Origin of the sequence: Asticcacaulis sp. SL142, from assembly GCF_026625745.1 — a bacterium.
Taxonomy (GTDB): Bacteria; Pseudomonadota; Alphaproteobacteria; order Caulobacterales; family Caulobacteraceae; genus Asticcacaulis.
The window spans coordinates 1,370,259-1,391,191 of sequence record NZ_CP113061.1 but is presented as its reverse complement, the minus strand read 5'-3'; the positions used below and the strand labels follow the sequence as shown (position 1 = coordinate 1,391,191).

General features: G+C 57.3%; 26 protein-coding genes. 12 read left to right on the top strand and 14 right to left on the bottom strand.

The window, feature by feature from the left end; translation table 11 throughout:
* Window positions 1-163: 163 nt before the first annotated feature.
* From hisH to OVA03_RS06330, 7 genes are all read right to left on the bottom strand, one after another.
* Window positions 164-757: an imidazole glycerol phosphate synthase subunit HisH gene (gene hisH / locus OVA03_RS06360; RefSeq protein ID WP_267527304.1), complete on the bottom strand. Its 594-nt coding sequence runs from the start codon at window positions 755-757 to the stop codon at window positions 164-166.
* Complete coding sequence (gene hisB / locus OVA03_RS06355; protein WP_267527303.1) at window positions 757-2,256, bottom strand: imidazoleglycerol-phosphate dehydratase HisB; 1,500 nt, start codon at window positions 2,254-2,256, stop codon at window positions 757-759. The genes hisH and hisB overlap by 1 nt, the downstream gene beginning before the upstream one ends.
* A gap of 96 nt (window positions 2,257-2,352) precedes the next feature.
* Window positions 2,353-3,663: a histidinol dehydrogenase gene (gene hisD / locus OVA03_RS06350; RefSeq protein ID WP_267527302.1), complete on the bottom strand. Its 1,311-nt coding sequence runs from the start codon at window positions 3,661-3,663 to the stop codon at window positions 2,353-2,355.
* A gap of 16 nt (window positions 3,664-3,679) precedes the next feature.
* Window positions 3,680-4,561: an ATP phosphoribosyltransferase gene (hisG, locus tag OVA03_RS06345; RefSeq protein ID WP_267527301.1), complete on the bottom strand. Its 882-nt coding sequence runs from the start codon at window positions 4,559-4,561 to the stop codon at window positions 3,680-3,682.
* Between the two features lie 6 nt (window positions 4,562-4,567).
* Window positions 4,568-4,861, bottom strand: a complete 294-nt coding sequence (locus OVA03_RS06340; RefSeq protein ID WP_267527300.1) for a YerC/YecD family TrpR-related protein — start codon at window positions 4,859-4,861, stop codon at window positions 4,568-4,570.
* Window positions 4,862-4,934: 73 nt separating this feature from the next.
* Window positions 4,935-5,474, bottom strand: a complete 540-nt coding sequence (locus tag OVA03_RS06335) for a hypothetical protein (protein ID WP_267527299.1) — start codon at window positions 5,472-5,474, stop codon at window positions 4,935-4,937.
* A 45-nt stretch (window positions 5,475-5,519) separates the two neighbouring features.
* Window positions 5,520-6,785 carry an Hsp70 family protein gene (locus OVA03_RS06330; protein WP_267527298.1) on the bottom strand — a complete coding sequence of 422 codons (1,266 nt, stop codon included), beginning with the start codon at window positions 6,783-6,785 and terminating at the stop codon, window positions 5,520-5,522.
* A gap of 189 nt (window positions 6,786-6,974) precedes the next feature.
* Here OVA03_RS06330 and OVA03_RS06325 point away from each other — a divergent pair, with 189 nt between their 5' ends.
* On the top strand, window positions 6,975-7,139 hold the full coding sequence (locus OVA03_RS06325) for a hypothetical protein (protein WP_267527297.1): 165 nt from the start codon (window positions 6,975-6,977) through the stop codon (window positions 7,137-7,139).
* A 161-nt stretch (window positions 7,140-7,300) separates the two neighbouring features.
* Here OVA03_RS06325 and OVA03_RS06320 read toward each other — a convergent pair whose 3' ends face one another.
* The 3 genes from OVA03_RS06320 to OVA03_RS06310 are packed head-to-tail and all read right to left on the bottom strand — an operon-like array spanning window position 7,301 to window position 9,527.
* Complete coding sequence (locus OVA03_RS06320; RefSeq protein ID WP_267527296.1) at window positions 7,301-7,999, bottom strand: TPM domain-containing protein; 699 nt, start codon at window positions 7,997-7,999, stop codon at window positions 7,301-7,303.
* A 9-nt stretch (window positions 8,000-8,008) separates the two neighbouring features.
* Complete coding sequence (locus OVA03_RS06315) at window positions 8,009-8,821, bottom strand: TPM domain-containing protein (protein WP_324291034.1); 813 nt, start codon at window positions 8,819-8,821, stop codon at window positions 8,009-8,011.
* A 19-nt stretch (window positions 8,822-8,840) separates the two neighbouring features.
* Entirely contained in the window at window positions 8,841-9,527 is a 687-nt protein-coding gene (locus tag OVA03_RS06310; protein WP_267527295.1) for a LemA family protein, read from the bottom strand.
* 203 nt (window positions 9,528-9,730) lie between these two features.
* Here OVA03_RS06310 and OVA03_RS06305 point away from each other — a divergent pair, with 203 nt between their 5' ends.
* Both OVA03_RS06305 and OVA03_RS06300 read left to right on the top strand, forming a co-directional pair.
* Complete coding sequence (locus OVA03_RS06305; RefSeq protein WP_267527294.1) at window positions 9,731-10,375, top strand: tetratricopeptide repeat protein; 645 nt, start codon at window positions 9,731-9,733, stop codon at window positions 10,373-10,375.
* A 32-nt stretch (window positions 10,376-10,407) separates the two neighbouring features.
* Window positions 10,408-10,884 (top strand): type II CAAX prenyl endopeptidase Rce1 family protein, encoded by a 477-nt coding sequence (locus tag OVA03_RS06300; protein ID WP_267527293.1) that lies wholly within the window; start codon window positions 10,408-10,410, stop codon window positions 10,882-10,884.
* 6 nt (window positions 10,885-10,890) lie between these two features.
* Here the strand turns inward: OVA03_RS06300 and OVA03_RS06295 are convergent, their stop codons facing one another.
* Both OVA03_RS06295 and ald read right to left on the bottom strand, forming a co-directional pair.
* A complete protein-coding gene (locus OVA03_RS06295; protein WP_267527292.1) occupies window positions 10,891-11,445 on the bottom strand; it encodes a GNAT family N-acetyltransferase in 555 nt (184 codons plus the stop codon).
* Between the two features lie 210 nt (window positions 11,446-11,655).
* A complete protein-coding gene (ald, locus tag OVA03_RS06290) occupies window positions 11,656-12,768 on the bottom strand; it encodes an alanine dehydrogenase (RefSeq protein WP_267527291.1) in 1,113 nt (370 codons plus the stop codon).
* Between the two features lie 141 nt (window positions 12,769-12,909).
* Here ald and OVA03_RS06285 point away from each other — a divergent pair, with 141 nt between their 5' ends.
* The gene (locus tag OVA03_RS06285) at window positions 12,910-13,374 is read left to right on the top strand and encodes an Lrp/AsnC family transcriptional regulator (RefSeq protein WP_267527290.1); all 465 of its coding nucleotides are present in this window, start codon (window positions 12,910-12,912) and stop codon (window positions 13,372-13,374) included.
* Between the two features lie 11 nt (window positions 13,375-13,385).
* On the opposite strand, the gene OVA03_RS06280 is transcribed toward OVA03_RS06285, so the two are convergent.
* The gene (locus OVA03_RS06280) at window positions 13,386-14,207 is read right to left on the bottom strand and encodes a DUF1365 domain-containing protein (protein WP_267527289.1); all 822 of its coding nucleotides are present in this window, start codon (window positions 14,205-14,207) and stop codon (window positions 13,386-13,388) included.
* A complete protein-coding gene (locus tag OVA03_RS06275) occupies window positions 14,179-15,654 on the bottom strand; it encodes an NAD(P)/FAD-dependent oxidoreductase (RefSeq protein ID WP_267527288.1) in 1,476 nt (491 codons plus the stop codon). The genes OVA03_RS06280 and OVA03_RS06275 overlap by 29 nt, the downstream gene beginning before the upstream one ends.
* Before the next feature lie 130 nt (window positions 15,655-15,784).
* On the opposite strand from OVA03_RS06275, the gene OVA03_RS06270 reads away from it, so the two are divergent.
* The 8 genes from OVA03_RS06270 (at window position 15,785) to OVA03_RS06235 (ending at window position 20,880) form a co-directional block, all read left to right on the top strand.
* Complete coding sequence (locus OVA03_RS06270; RefSeq protein ID WP_267527287.1) at window positions 15,785-16,138, top strand: sigma factor; 354 nt, start codon at window positions 15,785-15,787, stop codon at window positions 16,136-16,138.
* Window positions 16,074-16,451 carry a sigma-70 family RNA polymerase sigma factor gene (locus OVA03_RS06265; RefSeq protein WP_267527286.1) on the top strand — a complete coding sequence of 126 codons (378 nt, stop codon included), beginning with the start codon at window positions 16,074-16,076 and terminating at the stop codon, window positions 16,449-16,451. The genes OVA03_RS06270 and OVA03_RS06265 overlap by 65 nt, the downstream gene beginning before the upstream one ends.
* Window positions 16,448-17,107, top strand: coding sequence for a ChrR family anti-sigma-E factor (locus OVA03_RS06260; protein ID WP_267527285.1), 660 nt, complete (start codon window positions 16,448-16,450; stop codon window positions 17,105-17,107). Before OVA03_RS06265 ends, OVA03_RS06260 begins: the two co-directional genes overlap by 4 nt.
* 3 nt (window positions 17,108-17,110) lie before the next feature.
* Complete coding sequence (locus OVA03_RS06255; RefSeq protein WP_267527284.1) at window positions 17,111-17,533, top strand: DUF2177 family protein; 423 nt, start codon at window positions 17,111-17,113, stop codon at window positions 17,531-17,533.
* Between the two features lie 39 nt (window positions 17,534-17,572).
* Window positions 17,573-18,829: an SAM-dependent methyltransferase gene (locus OVA03_RS06250; RefSeq protein WP_267527283.1), complete on the top strand. Its 1,257-nt coding sequence runs from the start codon at window positions 17,573-17,575 to the stop codon at window positions 18,827-18,829.
* Between the two features lie 82 nt (window positions 18,830-18,911).
* The gene (locus OVA03_RS06245; protein WP_420710486.1) at window positions 18,912-19,568 is read left to right on the top strand and encodes a histidine phosphatase family protein; all 657 of its coding nucleotides are present in this window, start codon (window positions 18,912-18,914) and stop codon (window positions 19,566-19,568) included.
* 97 nt (window positions 19,569-19,665) lie between these two features.
* Entirely contained in the window at window positions 19,666-19,914 is a 249-nt protein-coding gene (locus OVA03_RS06240; protein ID WP_189485773.1) for an exodeoxyribonuclease VII small subunit, read from the top strand.
* A 54-nt stretch (window positions 19,915-19,968) separates the two neighbouring features.
* Complete coding sequence (locus OVA03_RS06235) at window positions 19,969-20,880, top strand: polyprenyl synthetase family protein (RefSeq protein WP_267527281.1); 912 nt, start codon at window positions 19,969-19,971, stop codon at window positions 20,878-20,880.
* The last annotated feature ends 53 nt before the right edge of the window (window positions 20,881-20,933 follow it).

Sequence of the window (20,933 nt, the reverse complement as noted above, 5' to 3'; positions counted from 1 at the left end):
TCATTCTGTCTCATAAGAACTCCCCCTGTTGCAGGGGGAGCTGGCTTTAAGCGCGAGCTTAAGGCCAGAGGGGGTAATCAGGTGGCGGGGTTTTTACCCCCTCTTGATGTCGATGCAGGCATCGCCATCAAGCTCCCCCTCCAAGAGGGGGAGTTCTAAAACGTCATAGCCTCAAAAAATTCTCCAAAATCTTGGCACCGGTGGCCGACGACCGTTCCGGGTGGAACTGGCAGCCCCAGACGTTACCTTTGCGCACCATGGCCGCAAACGGTTCGCCGTAAGTCGATTGGGTCAGGGTATAGTCGTTGATCGGACACACAAAACTATGGACGAAATAGGCATAATCGCCCGCGGCCACGTCGTCATTAAGCGGATCGGCCTTGAGCGGTTCCAGCGTGTTCCAGCCCATGTGCGGCACGACATAGCCATCGGGGACGACCATTTTGGTGACCTTACCCGGAATAAGCCCCAGGCATTCGACATCGCCTTCGTCGGACGCCTCAAACAGCAATTGCTGGCCGAGACATACCCCTAACAGCGGACGCTCATAGCCGCGTAATACCTCAACCAGACCCAGTTCGCGCGCCTGAGACATGGCAAAACCGGCCGCACCCACCCCCGGCAGGACCAGCTTAGGTGCCGACGCGATCTCAGCCGCATCCGACGACAGTACGGCCTCAGCCCCTAAGCGCTCCAGCGCAAACAGAACGGACGCTGTATTGGCGCAACCCAGTTCTACAACAACGACTCTGGACACTAGGCCAACATCCCTTTCGTTGACGGCAGGCTATCCCCTTCAATCCGCGTAGCTTGTCGCAGGGCGCGGCCCAGCGCCTTGAAACAGGCCTCGGTCTTATGGTGATCATTGCCGCCGGAAACCTCGACATGGATCGAGGCTCCAAGCGTTTCCGACAAAGACCGGAAGGCATGGGCGGTCATTTCGGTCTGATAATCACCGATATGGGTGGCCTCGAACTCACCCTTAAACACGCAGAATGGCCGCCCGCCCAGATCGACGCTGACCTTGGCTTCGGTCTCATCCATCGGCAGGACAAAGCCAAAGCGGGCCATGCCGATGCGATCACCCAGCGCTTGTTTCAGCGCCGCACCGACCGCCAACATGGTATCTTCGACCGTATGGTGGGCGTCGATGTGCAGGTCACCTTCGCAGGCCACTTGCATCGAAAACCCGCCGTGAGAGGCGACCTGATCGAGCATATGGTCAAAGAAGCCAACGCCGGTGGAAATGCTGATCGGCTTTGGGTTATCGAGGTCGACCAGGACCGAAATGCGAGTCTCTTTGGTGTCGCGCAGGAACTCGCCTCTACGGGTCGGTTTGGCGTCGGAGACCACCCCAAGGGCGTTCAGAATCCGGTCATTGAAGGCCGCGTCGCCCATCGGCAGCAGCAAGCCGTCATAGGCGTTGCGCGCACTGATGCCAAAGCGTTTTAAGGCCGTCTGGGTGCGGATCAGATCCATCGGTTTTAAGTGGATAAACGGGCCGTCGTTCAGCTCAAAATGGGCCAGAGCCTTGCTCTCGGCCAGTTTGTGGCGCAGGCGCGACTGTTCCGAGCGGACTAAAGCGATGCGCGCGTCGACATTGATCTGACGCGACGGCGACAGCACCAGTTCAGCCGCTTTGATCGACGGCGTGGGCAGGGGATAGGGCTCACAGTACCGCGTCAAGCCGGCCAGAGTCTTGGCACCCGCGATCAGGGCACCGACTCGTGCGCCGCCGATACCGTATAGATAAGACAGGCTTTTGAAGACGATGACATTGGTCTCAGTCCGCGTCAGTTCGGTCAGGCTCTGGGCATCAACCGCATCGAAATAGCTTTCATCGACCACCAACAGCGTTGGGAAAATATCGACCGCCAGTGCGCGCGCAGCCTCGACGCTCCAGGCCTTACCGTCCGGCAAACGCGGGTTGTCGATCAGGTAAAGCCCCGCACTTTTGGCCCCCAAGGCGTTCGACGGCGGCGACTTGATCTGGAGGCCGTACACATTGCACAGGCTTTCCAGATAATAGGATTTTTCGCTTAAGCCCGTGTCAGCCAGGATGGTTTCATGGCCATGCAACCGTAAGCGGCGCAGCAGGATTTCCATGGCGTGGGACGCGCCGCGGGTGACCAAAAGCTGATAGGGCTCGACGCCGTAAAGCTCGGCCATGCGCTCACGCAACGGCTCCAGCGACGGCGGCGAGCCTTCGAGGCCAGACGTGGCGGCGGTCAGGGATGAAAACGGTGACGCGAACATTTTTTAAACTTCCAATCTAAAGTCGGCGGCCCCGCGCTCAAGCAGCGAAGCGTTAGCGCAACTCAAAAAAACGGCGGCGCAGTTAAGACGTATCATTTAAACCTCCAGCCTGAAGTCCGCCGCCAAAGCATGGGCTTCGAGGCCTTCGAGGCGGGCGAGGCGGGCGGCGGCGGGCGCAATGGCGGCGGCCCCGGCCTTGGTGGCGCGCTGTATCACAAAACTGGTCAGGTACGAGCGCACGGTGATGCCGTCCCAGGCCTTGGCCGCGCCATCGGTCGGCAGAACGTGGCTGGGGCCCGCCGCGTAATCACCAAAGGTTTCCGCCGCGTAGGTGCCCGCAAAAATCGTCCCCGCCGCGGTCAGGTTAGGGATAATCGCATCGACATCTGCGACCTGAATGGCCAGGTGTTCGGGGCCGTAGAGGTTGGACACCTCCGCCGCCGCGTCAAGATCATCGACGATGAACAGGCGGGCCTGCTCCAAGGAGGCGCGGGCAATGATCTCACGCGGCAGGCGTGATACCTGGGCTTCGACCTCTGCCGCAATGGCGGCGGCGATACCGGCATCAAAGGCGACCAGCACAACTTGCGCGTCTGCATCGTGTTCGGCCTGACTGAGAAGGTCGGCGGCGACCAGTTTCACGTTGGCGGTTTTGTCGGCAATGACCAGCAGTTCCGAGGGGCCTGCGGGCATGTCGATGGCGATGCCGGAGACGCGCTCGGTCGCCTGACGCTTGGCCTCAGTCACATATTTGTTGCCCGGCCCGAATAGTTTATCGGCCGCAGGTACGCCCTCAAGCGCGCCGGTGGCCAATGCTGCAATGCCGTGCGCCCCCCCGACTGACCACAGACTGTCGAGTCCAGAAGCCGCGGCTGTCGCGATCATCATCGGGTGTAGCGAGCCGTCTTTGGCGGGCGGGGTGATGGCAACGCGGTTGGGGACTTTGGCGACCAAAGCCGGCACGGCGGTCATGATCAGGGTCGAAAACAGCGGTGCCAATCCCCCCGGAATATAGAGTCCGGCGGTGGTGATCGGGCGATACACCCGTTGCAGGCTCAGGCCCGGTTTCGGGGCGATGATGGGGCCGTCGCTCGGCAACTCGGCTTCCTGAAAAGCGCGCACATTTTCGACCGCCAGTTCCATTGCCTCAAGGTCTTCGCGGGAAAGGGCGGCGCGGGCGGCATCAACGGTTGCGGCAGTCAGGTCGACCCGCTTAGGGGCGTGGCCGTCCAGCTTGATCGCCCAGTCAGACACAGCCGCAAACCCGCGTGCTTCGACATCATCGAATATCGTGCGCACCGTCTCCAGCACGCGCGTATCACGCCGATTGGCGGGGCGGGCGAGGGCGGCTTTGCGCTCGGTCGTGCTTAGGTTTTTCCAGACAAAGGTTTTCATCGTTTTACTCATAAGGTGTCCGTGACACCTATTTCATCATTTTCTCGATCGGCAGGACGAGGATCGCGGAGGCCCCGGCGGTTTTCAGCTTATCCAGCGTGTCCCAGAACACATTTTCCTGACAGACGGCATGGACGGCGACCGTGTCTTCGCGACCGGCCAGTTGCATGATCGTCGGCGCATCAGCACCGGGGATCAGTTCGATGATCTCGCTCAGATGCTCACGCGGCGCATTCATCATGACGTACTTGGCGCCAGTCGAAGCCGTAACACCATCGAAACGACGCAGCAGCATGTCATAGGTGTGGGCCAGTTCCGGGGCCGGCGCATGAGGGGCCTTAACCAGCACGGCTTCGGATTTCAGCACCAGATCGGTCGCCTTCATGCCGTTGGCCTCTAATGTTGCGCCGGTCGAGACCAGATCGCAAATGGCGTGGGCGATCTTCATGCGGGGAGCGACTTCGACCGCGCCGCGCATTTCGACAATCTCCGCCGTAATGCCGTGGGTTTTGAGCCAGGCACCCAGCACATTGGGATAGGAGGTGGCGATGCGCTTGCCTTCCAACCACTGCGGGCCGGTGTAGTTTGCCTCGTTCGGTACGGCGATTTTAAGCGTACACGACCCAAAGCCCAGACGCTGCACGATCATGGCTTCAAGGTCGGCATCAGGGAAGTGCTCGGCCAGAACATTGTAGCCGACGATCCCCAGTTCGGCCACGCCATCGGCCACAAAGGTCGGGATGTCGTCGTCACGCACGCGCAGAAGATCGATCGGCTGGTTCTCGATCCGGTAAAGCAGCTCATTGGCACCCTTCATGACGCGCAGGCCCGCGCCGGAAATCAGCTCCAGCGAACGGTCAGCCAGACGGCCGGACTTTTGGACGGCAATGCGAAGACGGGGTTCAGACATTAGGCTCTACTCTTTATCGGCTTTGAGGCGGTCCAGCACACGCCGGTAACCTTGATGAGGCATGTCGCGCAGGAAACGCGCCACGCGGGTAACGGTGGTGGTTGACGCTCCGGTCTTTTCGGAGATTTCGCGGTAGGACGACTGCCCTTCGTCCAGCAGGCGCGCGACTTTGAACCGCTCGGCAAAGGCGCGCAGTTCCGACGGTGTACATAGGTCGTCCAGAAACGCCTTCACCTCAGCCTCGGACTGAAGGCTCAGGATAGCGCGGACAAGGATGTCATCATCGGAGGGGGGGGGCATGTCTGTATCAACGTGTTAGTGTGTTATCGTGCTGATACAACGCCGTCACGCGAAATGCAAGGGGAAATGCGAATTAATTAAGTGGGAAGACATGACCAAGGCTTAAGGCACTTAACGGCCATAAAAAACCTAATACAAATAGAAGCGCAGACATGGATTGAAAGATGGTTGAAGCGAAATTCCAACGGTTTCGCGTCTTCCATGATTTGTTTGCTATCTTATCGCCGTTCTTAATTTTCGCGTCTAATATCATAAACTCTGGATGATCCGGATTTATGTGACCGCCATTAATTTGCATCAGTTGCAAAAGCTTCATTTTGTTTTCGTCTAAAAGCTTTGCAGTACCATAATGAATCTCTGCGCCTCTGGCTTTTCTAACTAAAGCCAACAAACTAGCCGCAGAAAAAATTACACCAAAAAGAAACATCCAAAGTGAAGGTAAGAAAAATTGTATCGCGACGTTTATATTTGGAAGGCTTGCTGACAATGAAACCATCGAGATAGCTCCGCCCGCCGAACCTAACCCTAACCAAATATGCCACTGGCGAGAATACGCTATACGATCATCTCTAGATTCTTGAATAACCGGATCAAAATCTTTCTTGTGTGTCATTACTAATTCCGAAAGAATCTATATCGAACCCGTATTGTGCCATTTCTAATTGATTCTGTACCGCTCTTTAGCGGCCAGCCCCAAACCCGACGCCACCGACGAAAAGCGGTCGCCGTAGTTAATAGCGGCGGCAGGAAACGCGGCGCGCATGGCGTCTTCAAAGCCCGGCATGGCGGTCGAACCCCCGGTCATAAACAGGGTGTGGATGGCATTGCGTTCCAGACCTGCTTTTTCGGTAACGCAGGCCACCGCCGTATCGACAATACGGCCAACTTCGCGCTCGGTCGCGGCTTTGAGGGTGTCGCGGTTGATGGTCATCAGCCAGTCCGCATCAACGGCGCTGAGGTCAACTGAGGTTGCCTCCTGATCCGACAAAGCGATCTTGGCGCCCTCAATCCGGTTGGCGACATGATGGCCCAGTTGCTTATCTACCGTATCAACCAGCCTCTGCGTCAATTCGGGTTGCGCCGCCTGAAAATGCAGTTGCCGGATGCCCGCTATATTCTTTTGCGTATATAGAAAATTGATCAGGTGCCAGGTCGCCAGTTGGTGATAATAAAGCCCCGGCATATCCAGACCGCTTTTCATCTGCGAGCGGAAGCCCATCTCACGCATGGCGGTGTTAAGGCTCAGGCGCGTATCGAAATCCGTACCGCCGATGTGGACGCCTGAATTGGCCAGAATGCTGTTTGTACGGTCATCGCCACGTTTGGCGTTGGGCGACAGCTTGATCACCGAAAAGTCGGACGTGCCCCCGCCGATATCGACGACCAGCACGACCTCATCGCGCGTCAGACGGCTTTCATAATCGCGGGCAGCGGCCAGCGGTTCATACTCAAAGCTGATGTTTTTGAAGCCTTGCGCCTCGGCTATGCCGCGCAGTTCGGCTTCGGCGCGGGCATCTGCCTCTGGGTCCTCGTCAACGAAATGAACGGGTCGGCCCAGCACCACATCTTCGATAGTCTCACCCGTATGGGCTTCGGCGCAGGCTTTCAGGTGCTTGATATAGAGCCCGATAATGGCGCGGAAATCTTTGCGGCCCGCACCGATCTGGGTCGTTTCTCCGATCAGGCGGCTGCCCAGAACCGATTTCAGCGCGCGCATCAGGCGGCCCTCAAAGTGCTCCAGATATTCACCGATGGCGGCCCGCCCAAAGGTCAGGGTCTCGGTCTCAAAATTGAAAAATAAGGCCGACGGTAAGGTCACGGAGGTGCCTTCGACCGGCACCAGTTCGAGGCGGTCGCCAAATCCCGCGCACACCGCTGAATTGGACGTGCCGAAATCGATACCGCAATAGGGACGGGAGGTCATGGCGCACCGTGGACTCTGAAAAGGGGGCGTTGTGTACACATGATGCTAATAGATTGCCAGCCCTTTAAAGTAGCTTGTGGGCGATGAAGTATGCAAATAATCTAAATTGAATTGGGGGGCGCGATGGGCAATTATTGGTTCGTGTTTAAAAAGGGCTTCTGCCTGCCTGTGCGTTGGCAGGGAGTGCTCTTGTTGGCTGTTGAGGCGGTTATGCTGTTCATTGTGTTTCCGGATGGCAGCATAATGAAGCACTTGCCGGAAATATGGCGTGACGGCGTAGTTGTGGTGAGTGTTCTGGTGTTTCTGATCGGCCTTGGCCTAGCGGCTATCAAGACGCGTTGGGGCAGGGCGTAATTAGCGTTACTTTCCTTCTCCCCGTATAACGGGGAGAAGGTGGCACGGCATCAAAGATGGCGGGCCGGATGAGGGGCAAAACCACATGCGCTGCAAATTGGTGCCATCCTTAAGCCCCTCACCCCAACCCTCTCCCCGCAGGCGGGGAGAGGAGGCTAAGATTAAATCTCGATCAGCACGTCCGGCAGTTCATTGAGATTGACCGCGTCGGGCGGGAAGTGCGCACTTAGAACCTCGCCGCAGCGGATCACGGCCGCCTCAAACCCGCCGGTCAGGTCGTCGCGTTTGATATGGCTGATCAGGGCGGCGACCGTTTCATCCCAGACCTTATGATCGACCTTGGAATAGATGCCCTCATCGGCGATGACATCGACAAAATGTTCCTCAAGCGCACAGAAGATCATCACGCCGGTGCGGGCCTTGGTCAAGTGCAGGCCGCGGGCCATGAACTGCTCCATCGCCTTTTTATGGGCGCGTTTGCGCTTGATGCTGCCGGGGGTCAGGGCCAGACGCACTTTGGGGATGGTGACGAGACCATAAACTATGGCGAACAGAATAACCTGCACCAGCCCGTAAAGGCCGATGGTTTCCAGCCGGTTATAAAATTCCTGCTGGCCGTGAGCAGCCTGCCACTCAATGGCGGCATCCGGCACGATATGGATCAGCCAGTCCTGCGGCCAAACCCCCATCAACGCCATGATAACCGGCCCGATCAGGGCGGCGGCCGTCGCCCACATCAGCGGGGTTTCAGGGTATTCCAGCGGCTTTGATTTGATGACACAGGTGATTTCGCCCGAAGTCGTTTCCTCGGCCTTTGAGATTGCGGCATTGATGCGGCTGTGATCGATTTTAAGTGCCATGATCTGATCCTACCAACTGCCTGATGAGCCGCCGCCGCCGAAGCCGCCACCACCCCCGCCAAAACCACCGCCGCCAAAGCCGCCTCCGCCGCCACCGGACCAGCCACCCCCACCGCCGCCCAGTCCACCGAGCAGGAAGAACGGCAGCCAGCCGCGCGAAAACATGACAATCAGGATGAAGATCAGAATGATGACCCAGCGCGGGATTTCCTGTTCCTGCGGTTGTTGCTGTGCGGCCTGCTTGGCGCGGTCGATGGCCACGCCGCGATCCAGCGATAGCTGCTCAATAATCGCGTCAGTGCCAGCAATAATCCCGCCCGGATAGTTGTTTTGACGGAACTGCGGGATAATGCGGGTCTGGATGATGACCGACGACAGAGCGTCCGTAATGACGGGTTCAAGCCCGTAACCGACCTCAATCCGCACCTTACGTTCATTGGGCGCGACAATCAGCAATACGCCATTGTTTTTCTGAGTAATATCCGTGCCAACGGCATTTTCGGCTGACTGACCGATACCCCAGGTCCGCCCCAGCTTATAGCCATATTCAGCGATGTCGTAGCCTTCGAGATCGGGCACCGTGACAACCACAACCTGATCGGAGGTGGTCTGCTCTAACGTGGACAGCTTTTGCGTCAGCTCGGCCTCAACCTCTGGCGTCAGCAAGTTAGCCTGATCGACGACGCGACCGCTTAGTTTGGGGAAGGTCGGTTCGGCAATCGCAGCACTTAATGGGGCGGCGCTGGCGAACACCAGCGCCATCAGGGCGAGCCAAACAGCCGCACCCCATGATCGTGCCTTATGGACGGATAAATTAGTCATGGGGTGCGGTCTAAATCAACTACTGAACTGTGGCGGGTGCGGCAGCCGGGGCTGCCGGTGCCGGATCAGACGGCTTTAAGCCATCGAAATTAACCGAAGGGGCGTTCTGAGCGCCAGCCGCGGCCTGGAAATACTCGAACGGCTTTTCGCCGCCATAGATGGTCTTGGCCCACACGATCGACGGGAAGGTGCGTAAGGTCGTGTTAAAATCGCGCGCCGATTCGTTGTAATCGTTGCGAGCAATATTAATGCGGTTTTCCGTGCCTTCTAATTGCGATTGCAGGGCCAGGAAGTTCTGGTTCGATTTTAGGTCAGGGTAACGCTCAACGACGACCATCAGGCGGCCCAGAGCCGACGACAGGCCGTCCTGAGCCTGCTGAAACTGCTGGAACTTGGCCGGATCGGTGATGGTGGACGCATCCACATTGACCGATGTCGCCTTGGCGCGGGCTTCGACCACTTCGGTCAGGGTCGTGCGCTCCTGAATGGCGGCGCCCTGAACGGTTGAGACCAGATTGGGGATCAAGTCAGCGCGGCGCTGATATTGCGACTGCACGTCGGCCCACTTGGCCTTGGTGGCTTCCTGCTTGGTCGGAATGGTGTTGAATCCGCAGGCGGATAAGGTGACAGCAGCGGCGGCCAGTGCGGCAAAGGCCGCGATACGCTTACCCAGTCTTGATTGGCCCAGTTTAGCTGCGAATTGCATATGAAGAGCTCCCTCGAATGCTCATGTGTCAAAAGCGGGCGATCACCCGCTTTTGGTTATGTAGGTGTTATACGCGATTTTTTAAAGCGCATACCAAAAAAGTGTGAAGCGGTTTTTGGAAAGATGCGCGATATTTAAAAATACTACAAAAGAGGATAACGTCATACCTGATCTGCGTGACAGGAAATATGGCGATCCGGGACATGAACAAACGGACTAAGCAAAATTGGAAAATCTGGGTCTATGTGGTGCCGATTGTGGCCGTGCTGGCGGGCTTTGGTTATGTCGCCTATGACAATTGGGGCATTCAGGCCTATCCTGACCCGATCGAGGTCGAGCGTAAGGCGGCCGAGGGCGGTAAACTGTCGGCGCAGGTGCGCATGGCCGAAATCTATGACTACGGCTTTTCGGTGCCGGTCGATAAGACTGAGGCTGCGAAGTGGTATCGTCTGGCAGCTGAGCAGGGGCACGGCGGGTCGCAGTACATTCTGGCCGAAAAGCTGATGCGTGGGGAGGGTGTGCCCCGTAACGAAGCTGAGGCCTTTGGCTGGTACCAAAAGGCCGGTTTCAAGGATCACGCTGTCGCGCGCTTTAAAGCCGCCGACATGTTGGAAAGGGGTATAGGGACGGACAAAAACCTGCTCAGGGCCTATGTTGAGTTTTCACGTCTGGCCAAGGACGGCGATCAGGCCGCCGCCGTGCGGGCGCAGGCGTTGTTTGATCAACTTACGCCGGAGGAAAAGGCCAAGGCGGCGGAGTATCTGGATGAGGCAGTTAAGCCCGTAGCGTTATCACCCGGCTATCTAAATCCTGGTGATCAGGCCCCACCGCCTACTGTTACTGAGTAATGACAAAGCTTTACAGGCGCGCCCTAAATTCATTGCTGACATGGCCTTCGCGTCAAGGCTGGCAGGAATGTCTTTTTATCGCCGTAACCGCAACGGGCCTGATAGGCACGATAGCATACGCGACCAGCCTGATTGTCTGGCAGGTCGAAGCCAAAGGCATTTGGCAGAGTCTTTTGTTCGTCATGCTGGTGCCCGCCTTTACCGAAGAGCTTTTCTTTCGGGGTGTGTTGATTCCGGATGCCGGAGAGGGGCCGCGGGCCCAACAGTGGTTTGGATTTGGTATCGGCCTGTTCATTCTGTGGCATGTGATCGAAGCCACGACCTTTCTCAAGGGGGCTACGCTGTTCCTGAAACCGGAATTTTTGATATGTGCGGCTATATTAGGAACCGCCTGTGCATGCATGCGCTATCGCACAGGCTCACTATGGCCCGCCGTTTTATTTCATGGTGTGTTGGTCTGGGCTTGGAAAAGCTTTTTCGGCGGACCAAGCCTTGCAGAGCTAATGTAGAAAAACCTACAACGCCTTCGTCATAATATAGTCGGTAAAGTCAAACGGGCCCATGCGCACCGGCACTTCGGTAATGACCTGAAGGCCGTTATATTTGTAATAGTCGATGGCCTTTTCGTTGCCCTTATTGACATAGAGCGACAGGTGCGTGGCGGGGGCAAAGTACTCAAGCGCCTGATGCATTAACGCCTTGCCCAGCCCCAGCCCCTGATATTCCGGCAGGATATAAAGCTTCTTGATCCACAGGGTTGAGCCATCCTTATAGGCTGAGGCAAAGCCCGTATCGACCGGCGGCTCACCGGGCACGGCGTAGCTGATGATCCAGAACACATGCCCCAGCGCGTCCATGTCCCGCTCCAGCGTATCAAGCGCATAGATTTCGGCCAGCATGGCGTCGATCTGGTGCGGCGCGATCACGCCGTCATAGCTGTTGGGCCATATCCGCTGGGCCAGAGACTGCACGATATAAAGCTCATCCGCCTTGATCTGGCGGATATGGGTGCGACCCGGTGCCGGACGGCTTACGGGTTTTGGGCGGGTATTGGCGGCGTTCCCTGTCATGCGGCGGCTTTGCTCTTATGATTGATCTGAAACGTGACTATAGATCAAAATCAACCGATTGATTAGCCGTAAAATACACATGAAAAAGGACGCCCGAACGGGGGGCGGTTCGAGCGTCCTTTGGGGTAAAGCGCGTTTGGCGCTCTACGCAGGAGCGGAGACTGCAAGGGGGAAGAACAGTCGCATCGCTCGTAGACCTGATATGGGGCTTCAGGTCGCGGTTTCAAGTCCGCTATAGTCAAGATTTAAGGCGTCTGCCACCGCGCAGTGGGTGATCTTTCCGCCTTGAATATTAAGGCCTGCGCGCAGGTGGGGATCGCTGGACAAGGCCCCTGCGACACCCTGCCGCACCATCTTGAGCACAAACGGCAAGGTCGCGTTATTCAAAGCCAGAGCCGATGTGCGCGCCACAGCCCCCGGCATATTGGTGACGCAGTAATGGACAACGCCGTCTTCGATATAGATCGGGTCCTGATGCGAGGTCGGGCGTGAAGTTTCAAAGCAGCCGCCCTGATCAATCGCAATGTCAACCATGACCGCACCTGTCTTCATCGACTTGACCATATCGCGGGTAACCAGCTTAGGGGCAGCCGCTCCGGGGATCAGCACGGCCCCGATCACGAGGTCAGCCTCCCTGACGGCGGCGGCAATGGCGGCCTTTGAGGCGTAGGCGGTTTTGATGCGCCCCTGATAGGTCTGGTCGATCTCAATCAGCTTATGGGCTGAGATATCAAGCACCGTGACATCGGCATGAAGGCCCACCGCCATCTGGGCGGCATTGAGGCCCGCAACCCCGCCGCCGATGATCACGACCTTGCCCGGTGCCACCCCGGGCACCCCGCCCAACAGGACGCCGCGTCCACCGTAAGCCTTATGCAGATAAACGGCCCCGACCTGAACCGAGAGCCGGCCCGCCACTTCGGACATGGGGCGCAGCAGAGGCAGGCCCCCTTGCGGCTCGGTCACGGTCTCATAGGCGATGCAGGTCGCCCCCGACGCCATCAGGGCCTGGGCCTGCGGTTTGTCAGCGGCCAGATGCAGATAGGTGAACAGGGTCTGATGGGGGTGCAGGCGGGCACATTCGTGAAGCTGCGGTTCCTTGACCTTGACGATCAGGTCACCGACGGCGAAGACCTCTTCGGCAGTGGCGACAATGACCGCACCGACGGCCAGATAGTCCTTATCCGAAAAGCCAATGGCGTCCCCGGCCAGTGTTTCCACATAGACCTCGTGGCCGTGGTGGGTAAGCTCCGCCACCGAATCCGGCACTAAGCCCACCCGATATTCGTGGTTCTTGATTTCCTTCGGAACGCTTATTTTCATGAGCGACCTCCTGTCGGTTTCCAGTGATTATAGCCTGTTGTGATCACAGGGTTATTTTGTTGATAATGATACGAAAGCCGTAAGATGTTTTTGCAAATTTGCAGCTTGAATTGCCAAGTTGCGCGATATAATCTCAATTTCATGGCCAATTCCGACAAATTTTCCGACCTCGATTCCTTTGATCGTGAACTGATCAAGGTTTTGCGGGCGGATGCGCGCGCCACGGCGGCGGAACTGGGTGAAAAGGTGGGCTTAAGCCCGTCAGCGGCCCACCGCCGCGTCAAGATTTTAGAGCAACGCGGCATCATCACCGGCTACCGCGCCGTCATCGCCGAAAATGTGCAGGGCAAGCAGGGGACGGTGTTTGTCCACGTCACCTTGCAGGACCAGCGTCGTGAGACCTTTGAGAAGTTCGAGAAGGTCGCCTTAACGTGCGCACCGATCGAAGAATGTCACCTGATGTCGGGAGAAGCCGATTATCTGCTGAAAATCGTCTTGCGCGACAGCCTGTCCTATGAAGATGTCCACCGCGATGTCCTGTCGACCATGCCGGGGGTCTCTAAGCTGGTGTCGCAGTTTTCGATCCGCACCGTCAAAATGTTGTAGGTATCGCCAGATCACCCGACTGAGGCCGAAGATTTAGCCGTCGGCGGTTTTGGGCGGTACTTGATGCCTTTCAACCAGATTTTCAGCGCTTCCCAATGTATGCCGGCCATGACCCCCAGCGTCATCAGCGGCAGGCCCCAAAACTGCTGCATCAGGGCCTTATCGCTCAAGGCCTCACGCCGGGCTGTAAAGGCCGCCAGCAGCATATTCTCTCCCTTTTGCCGCAGCATGATCTTGAGCGCAAAGGTCTCACGCGGGGCGGTCAGGTCAAAATCATAGCTCATATCCATGTCCATGAACGGTGACACATGCAGCCGTTTGGGGCTGTACTGATGGATGTGGCGGGCGGCTGTCTCAACCGGCAAGACATAAGAGTGGCGATCGCCAAAGGTGTTGTTGACCTCATAGACCACACAGCGCATCTGGCCATCCGGTGCCTGCACGAAATAGAGGCTGATCGGGTTGAACACATAGCCCAGCACCCGCGGCATGGTCAGCAAAAACAACCGGTCGCCTTCTGCGTACATGTCACGCGATTTCAGATGGCGCACCACGCGGTCTTTGAGTGGTCGGGCTGTGTCGGCCTGATCCGGGCCGTGGTCGGTCTCATGGAAGCTAAGCCAGCCAAACCGGTTGAGCGATAACCATTTAAGGGGTTTGATGTCGGCGTCCAGATGATCCAGATCGAGCAGCACCTGAAACACCTTATAGCTCAGCCGGTGCGATTTCGGCGCATAGCGGACATGCAACACATCCCCCGCATAAAGACCTGCAGCCAGCGCATCTGGCCGGTTGATTTTATGCTCAGCAGGGGCGGGGAAGGGCGCGTTCATTCAGTTTCTCGGCAACTACATCGGCCGCATAGTCGGCCGGTTTGGGCCGCCAAGCAATGCGGCTTTGGGCCGGATCAAACGCCCATGGACGCCTCATCCCGCTCAAGGCTTCCGCCACCGCCAATCCGGATTGCAGGCCGTCTTCGTGAAAGCCATGACCCATCCACGCCCCACAAAACCACGTCCGCCGCACGCCCTGAATAAGCCCAATATGCTGCTGAGACTTGAGCGCGCGGGCATTAAACAGCGGGTGGTCAAACTCGACGACTGAAATGATTTTGGCCGGATCGACCGGCGTCACCGGATTGAGGGTGACAAAATAATCCGTGTCGGTTTTCAGGTTCTGAAGCCGGTTCATCCAGTAGCTGACACACAACTGGCGGTCATGGTCCGCGCCCTTACCGATATAGTTCCAGCTTGACCAGGCATGGCGGCGCTTGGGCATCAGGTTCGCGTCGGTATGCAGGACCACCGTGTTGGGCGTGTAGCTGATGCCGCCTAGGATATCGGTTTCCATGTCATCGGGATCACCGAGCATGGCCAGCGTATCGGGCGTATGGGTGGCGAAAATCACATGATCAAAGCGGTGAGCGCGGTCTTGCTCATCAATGACAATGACTTCGCGCTCATGGCGGATCACGGTTCGGATGGCGGTGTTGGTGACGATGCGGTCTGTGAATGTCGCCGTCAATTTTTCGACATAGGCCTGAGAGCCGTTCGTCACCGTCCGCCACGGCACGCGGTCTTTCAGGCGCAGCAGGCCGTGATTTTCAAAGAACGCAATGAAGGCCTTAAGCGGATAATCCATGATCTCCCGCGCTGAGGTTGACCAGATCGCCGCCGCCTGTGGCAGCAGATGATCGTCGATAAATGCCCGGCCATAACGCTTATCAGTCAGATATTCGCCTAAAGTGTAGCTGTCTGAGGTCAGGGCCTTGGTATCAATCGGCGCGTGTTTGTAAAAGCGCATGATATCGCTAAGCAGACTCAAAAACCGAGGCCGGATCAGGTTGCGACGCTGGGCAAACAGGCCATTGAGGCTGGTTGAGGCATATTCGAGATGCCTCGGCCCGTCCTGATCGACACTGACGCCAAACGACATGTCTGACGGCTCATGGGCCACGCCCAGATGGTCAAACAAATTCAAAAGGTTGGGGTAACAAGGGTTATTAAAGACAATAAAACCCATGTCGATCCACAGCGGGGCATCTTCTGTCCCGGCATTAAAGCTGTGGGAATGGCCACCGGGTTTGGCAGTTTTTTCAAACACCGTCAGTTCGTATCTGTCTTTGAGCATCCAAGCTGCTGACAGTCCGGCAATGCCGGTGCCGATGATGGCGACCCTTTGACGATCTTCGCCCAGTGGCAGGCGGCTAAAGCTGAAGTCAGCATGTGGGCCATGCGGGTCAAACGGCTTGATAGGGTCATAAATATGGCTGTCGGACATGCACGGGCCTCACGGTTTGACTTACTCAACCTATACGCCGCCCTCTCACGCATGGATCAAGGGCATATTTTTTTACGCTTGCGTGATCTGGCTGAAATCTAATGCCGTATTAACCGTCATGAAACAGCGCATGTCGACCCTGACCCTGGACCCCGCCGCCTTCACCGCGGAAGTGTTTGACGTGCGCCCTCAGATTGGCGCATCATACATTATGTCTCATGACGACCTGCGTGCTGCCACGGTAGAGGCCCTGATCCTTAAAATCGCCGTTGATCGCGACCGGGCGGCCTATGCGCGTCTGTTTTCGCAGTTTGCGCCAAGACTCAAAGCCTTCATGATGGGGCGCGGGATGAATGCGTCTGAGGCCGAAGATCTGGCGCAGGACACGCTGCTCAATGTCTGGCGCAAGGCCCACTATTTTGACCCTAGTAAAGCTCAAGGTTCGACTTGGAATCTATGCCATTGCCCGCAATCTGCGCATTGATAATCTGCGTAAGCTTCAGCGCGTCAAGGAATTGCCCGAAGATCTGTGGGCGCCTGAGCCGGATCGGGCCGCCGATGACGCGGTGATCACCGCTCAGTCGGTTAAGTCCATGGCCGCCCTGATGCAGAACCTGCCGCCGGAGCAGATGGAAGTCATCCGGCTGTCGTTTTTTGAAGACCTGTCCCACGGTGAAATTGCCGCCGCCCTGTCGATACCGTTGGGCACCGTTAAATCCAGACTGCGCCTGGCCATGATGCGCCTCAAAAGCGCGTATGAAGCCTCGCTCGCCAAAGACCCTGTGTTAAGATCATGAGTAGCGTTATGCACCACCCCACGACTGAACTTTTGCTGGATTACCATAGCGGGCGGATGCCGCGCGGGCAGGCCCTGACCGTGCGCGCCCATGCCGAGACCTGTGCCGAGTGCCGGGCGCAGCTTCGTCTGTTTGACGTGATCGGCGCGGCTCTGCTTGAGGATACCGACGGTGTTGAGATGTCAGCCGACGCGCTCGATCTGGCGTTGGCGCGCATTGAGCGGCCGGAAGAGAGCGTGGCCCAAGCCATTGCCAAGCCCGCCAAGCCTAAGCCCTATCTCGAAGGGATCGCCCTTCCGACGGGCCTGACAGCGCAGGATTTCAAGCCGCGTTACTGGGCCGCCCCCGGTGTGTGGATTGCCTCGCTGGATAATGAAACTGACGGCGCGCACACCTATCTGATGGGCGTTAAGGGCGGCATGAACATGCCCGACCATGACCATAAGGGCCTTGAACTAACGGTCGTGCTGACCGGGCGGTTTTCAGATGTTGGCGGGGATTATCTGCCCGGCGATCTGGTGGCGCAGGCACCGGGCGATATTCACGCTCCGGCGATTGCGGGCGGGCAGGAATGTATCTGCCTGATTTCGGCCTTGGCGCCGATTGCGCCCAAGACCTTGCTGGGTAAGCTGCTTAAACCGTTTGCGCGGATTTAAATCATGGCAAAGTTCGCCCTCAGCTACGGCGCGGTATTCATAATCTTTGCGGTACTGGATTTTCTGTGGCTGTCGAATATGGCGGGCCGGATTTACCGCCCTATGATGGGCGATCTTTTACTGGAAAAATTCAATGTTCCGCCCGCGATCCTGTTTTACATTCTTTATGTCTTTGGCCTGACCTGGTTTGCGGTTTATCCGGCGGCCAGCGGTCAGGTCAGCCCTTACGGCTTATCGCCGCTGATGTCGGTGGTAACGAATGGCTTTGTTGTCGGGCTGATCGGTTATGGCACCTATAATCTTACCGCCTTAGCCGTGGTCAGAAACTGGTCAGCGCCATTATCTTACATAGACATAGGCTGGGGTGCTGTGGCCAGTGCGGTAGCATCGGGTATCGCTTTTTTGTGTCTTCGTCTCATTAAATAAGATATATTTGCCTCAAACAAAGAGGAAGGGTGCCTGCGTATGCTCACGTCACCAGTAAACCACTCTGCGTCAGATACAGCCGCGCGCACCTCAACTGCGCTTAAGCCGGTGGATATGTCTATTTTACCGGCGGCGTTCCGCAAAATACTGAAAATTCTCAATAAAAACTGGCGTAAAGGCCGCCTGGATATTGTGTTTCCGAATGGCGGCGTCTGGTCGCTTACGGGGGTAGAAGAGGGGCCTTCGGCGCAATTGCAGGTAAAGAACACCCGGTTTATCCGCCGGGTGATGGCGTCGGGCGATATCGGCTTCTGCGACGGCTACCGCGAAGGCGAATGGGATACCCCCGATCTGGCCGCTTTGTTGACGGTGCTCAGCCACAACCTTGATAAGCTTAAGATATTGCTGGTTGGCAATCCGCTGGTGCGGGCGTTTAACAATATCGTCCACGCCTTTAATAAAAACACCAAAGAGGGCTCCAAGCGCAATATTTTTGCGCACTATGATCTGGGCAATGATTTCTATGGTCAGTGGCTTGACCCCAGCATGACCTATTCGTCGGCCTTATTTGAAAGTGAAACCGACCTTGAAACGGCGCAGGCCGCCAAATATGCGGCGCTGGCTAAGCTGGTTGATCTCAAGCCCGGTCAGCATGTGCTTGAAATCGGCTGCGGGTGGGGGGGATTCGCCCAATATGCGGCGCAAACCATCGGGGCCAAGGTCACCTGCCTGACCATATCCCCGGCTCAAGCCGATTATGCGACGGCGCGCATGAAGCGCCACGGGCTTGATAATCTTGTGGATATCCGCCTGATGGACTATCGCGACGTTGAGGGCGAATTTGACGCCGTTGTCTCCATTGAGATGTTCGAGGCGGTCGGCGAAGCCTATTGGGATGCCTATTTCGATCAGGTCAAGGCGCGCCTGAAACCCGGCGGTAAGGCGGGCCTTCAGATCATTACCATCCGTGATGACCTGTTTGACGAATACCGTCAGCGTTCGGATTTTATTCAGAAATACATCTTCCCTGGTGGCATGTTGCCAAGCCTTACAAAGCTTAAAGATCAGGCCGTGCGTGTAGGGTTGTCACCGCTGAAAACCTACGGTTTTGCCCTTGATTACGCCCATACACTGAAACTGTGGGCGCAGCGTTTTGAGGCGGCATGGAAGGCGGGGCGCATCAGCGGATTTGATGGCCCATTCCGTAAGCAGTGGCTGTTTTATCTGGCCTATTGCGAGGCCGGTTTCCGTACCGGCCGCACTGATGTCATCCATTTCGGCCTGCAAAGACCCTGAGCGCAAACTTAAAAGAGCCTTGTTTTGAAGTCCCCGTCAGGCTACGAGCTTAGATCGTAGTCAATAACCATCGGGGCCTTAAATGGGGGTGTCGGCGTTCAGTCCGCAGTCTCTTGATACCCCGGCCGGGGGCAAGGTGACGGATAAGGGCAGCACATCGCGTCATAAGGGCGGAGCCATTACGCTGGTCCGTCATGGCGAGCCAGCATTGTCGCGGCGGATCAAGCTGACCGCCAAAGGCTATGGCGACTGGTGGGCGCGTTATGAGGTGGGGGGGCTGCTCGAAGGGCAGCAACCGCCGCAGGTTCTCAAGGACTATATCGCCCGCGCCCGACATCTGCTGTCATCGACCCGTCAGAGAGCGCTGGAGACCGCCCGCATGGCCTGTGGTGAGCGCGAGTTCGAATCGCTTGATCTGTTTATCGAAGCGCCCCTGCCGCCGCCGAATTTTCCCGACAGCCTGACCTTCAGCCCCAAGCACTGGGGGGCAATTTCACGCTTCTGGTGGTGGGCGTTCAATAATCACAAAGGCCAGGAAACCCGCCGTCAGGCCGAGGCCCGCGCCCGCAAAGCCGCCGATTTCCTGCTGGAACGGGCGAGCGGCGGCGATGAGGTCGTGCTCATGGCTCATGGCTATTTCAACTACATGATTTCGCGCGAACTGAAGCGGTCCGGCTATGCCAAAACCCATGAACAGGGCTTCAAATATTGGGGCTGCCGCCGCTACGAAGCGCGCTGATCAGCGGTCTGTTAGGCCCTAAACAGGGTTGATATGGTGAAATTTAGGGCTTAAAGCCTGTTACGAATATATCGCCGCAAGAGAATTTATCCGCGCCATGACCGAAGCTGTAAACGATATTTCCGCCTTGTCTTTTGAGGACGCTTTAAGCCAGCTTGAAAAGGTCGTGCAAAAGCTTGAGTCGGGTGCGGCGCCACTGGAAGAATCGCTTAAACTCTACACCTACGGGGCGGAGTTGAAAAAGCACTGCGAAAAGCGCCTTGAGGACGCCCGTATTCAGGTCGAAAAAATATCCCTGTCCAAGACCGGGCAGGTCGAAGGGGTTGCCCCCGCAGAGTTCAACTAATACAGCGCATTGCTGCGCACTCATGTGACGCCTTAAATGAGAAAGATCTAAGCCTTGACCCTGATGGCCGCCAATTCCGACCTCCCCCCCTTGCGCCAGCGGATGCAGGAGACGGCGGATTTGGTGACGATGGCGCTGGATGAGCTTTTGCCACGCGCCGACGGGCCGGAGCAGCGCCTGACCGAGGCTATGCGCTATGCGGCGCTGGGGCCGGGTAAGCGGCTGCGGCCGTTCTTTGCGCTCGAAACCGGGCGTTTGTTCGATGTTGATGAACGGGCCGTTCTGCGGGCGGCGTGTGCGTTAGAGTGCATCCACGCCTATAGTCTGATCCACGATGATCTGCCGTGCATGGACGATGACGATATCCGGCGCGGGCAGCTAACCGTGCACCGCGCCTATGACGAAGCGACCGCCGTGCTGGCGGGCGATGCCCTGCAAAGCGTGGCGTTTGAAATCATGGCGTCGGAAGACACCCACGAAGATCCGCTGGTGCGCTGCGACCTGGTGACGCGTCTGGCGCAGGCGTCAGGGGCCCACGGCATGGCGGGCGGCCAGATGATCGACCTGATCGGGGTGTCGGACGATATGGGCGGTGTGGCGCGGATGCAGCGCCTGAAAACCGGCGCTTTGATCGTATTTGCCTTTGAAATCCCGCTGATCATTGCCGATGCCGGTGACCGCGAATCCCATGCCCTGACACACTTTGCGCAGGATCTGGGGCTGGCCTATCAGATTGCCGATGACCTGCTTGATGTCGAAGGCGATCCTGATCTGCTGGGCAAAGCCACCGGCGGTAAGGATGCCGCCAAGGGCAAAACCAATTTTGTGACCCTGCTGGGCGTCGAAGAGGCCAAGGCGCGGGTCAAAATTCTGGCCGATCAGGCCAAGGCCCGTCTCGATATGTTCGGATCGGATGCGAGGTTCTTACGCGAAAGTGTTGATTTTGTGCTTAATCGCCAGAGTTGATAGCTGAAGCCAGCGCGTATCGCCGCAAATGAGGCGATAATTTAGTTATTTCA

Coding starts and splice junctions, on each gene's coding strand:
- OVA03_RS06320 (WP_267527296.1), bottom strand. CDS start 7,999: ATGGCACTTAAAATCGATCACAGCCGCATCAATGCCGCAATCTCAAAG.
- OVA03_RS06330 (WP_267527298.1), bottom strand. CDS start 6,785: ATGACCTCCCGTCCCTATTGCGGTATCGATTTCGGCACGTCCAATTCA.
- OVA03_RS06310 (WP_267527295.1), bottom strand. CDS start 9,527: ATGCAATTCGCAGCTAAACTGGGCCAATCAAGACTGGGTAAGCGTATC.
- OVA03_RS06285 (WP_267527290.1), top strand. CDS start 12,910: ATGGCCAATTCCGACAAATTTTCCGACCTCGATTCCTTTGATCGTGAA.
- OVA03_RS06335 (WP_267527299.1), bottom strand. CDS start 5,474: ATGACACACAAGAAAGATTTTGATCCGGTTATTCAAGAATCTAGAGAT.
- OVA03_RS06250 (WP_267527283.1), top strand. CDS start 17,573: ATGCTCACGTCACCAGTAAACCACTCTGCGTCAGATACAGCCGCGCGC.
- OVA03_RS06295 (WP_267527292.1), bottom strand. CDS start 11,445: ATGACAGGGAACGCCGCCAATACCCGCCCAAAACCCGTAAGCCGTCCG.
- OVA03_RS06315 (WP_324291034.1), bottom strand. CDS start 8,821: ATGACTAATTTATCCGTCCATAAGGCACGATCATGGGGTGCGGCTGTT.
- OVA03_RS06245 (WP_420710486.1), top strand. CDS start 18,912: ATGGGGGTGTCGGCGTTCAGTCCGCAGTCTCTTGATACCCCGGCCGGG.
- OVA03_RS06305 (WP_267527294.1), top strand. CDS start 9,731: ATGAACAAACGGACTAAGCAAAATTGGAAAATCTGGGTCTATGTGGTG.
- hisD (WP_267527302.1), bottom strand. CDS start 3,663: ATGAGTAAAACGATGAAAACCTTTGTCTGGAAAAACCTAAGCACGACC.
- OVA03_RS06240 (WP_189485773.1), top strand. CDS start 19,666: ATGACCGAAGCTGTAAACGATATTTCCGCCTTGTCTTTTGAGGACGCT.
- OVA03_RS06260 (WP_267527285.1), top strand. CDS start 16,448: ATGAGTAGCGTTATGCACCACCCCACGACTGAACTTTTGCTGGATTAC.
- ald (WP_267527291.1), bottom strand. CDS start 12,768: ATGAAAATAAGCGTTCCGAAGGAAATCAAGAACCACGAATATCGGGTG.
- OVA03_RS06255 (WP_267527284.1), top strand. CDS start 17,111: ATGGCAAAGTTCGCCCTCAGCTACGGCGCGGTATTCATAATCTTTGCG.
- hisG (WP_267527301.1), bottom strand. CDS start 4,561: ATGTCTGAACCCCGTCTTCGCATTGCCGTCCAAAAGTCCGGCCGTCTG.
- hisB (WP_267527303.1), bottom strand. CDS start 2,256: ATGTTCGCGTCACCGTTTTCATCCCTGACCGCCGCCACGTCTGGCCTC.
- OVA03_RS06280 (WP_267527289.1), bottom strand. CDS start 14,207: ATGAACGCGCCCTTCCCCGCCCCTGCTGAGCATAAAATCAACCGGCCA.
- OVA03_RS06340 (WP_267527300.1), bottom strand. CDS start 4,861: ATGCCCCCCCCCTCCGATGATGACATCCTTGTCCGCGCTATCCTGAGC.
- OVA03_RS06270 (WP_267527287.1), top strand. CDS start 15,785: ATGTCGACCCTGACCCTGGACCCCGCCGCCTTCACCGCGGAAGTGTTT.
- OVA03_RS06275 (WP_267527288.1), bottom strand. CDS start 15,654: ATGTCCGACAGCCATATTTATGACCCTATCAAGCCGTTTGACCCGCAT.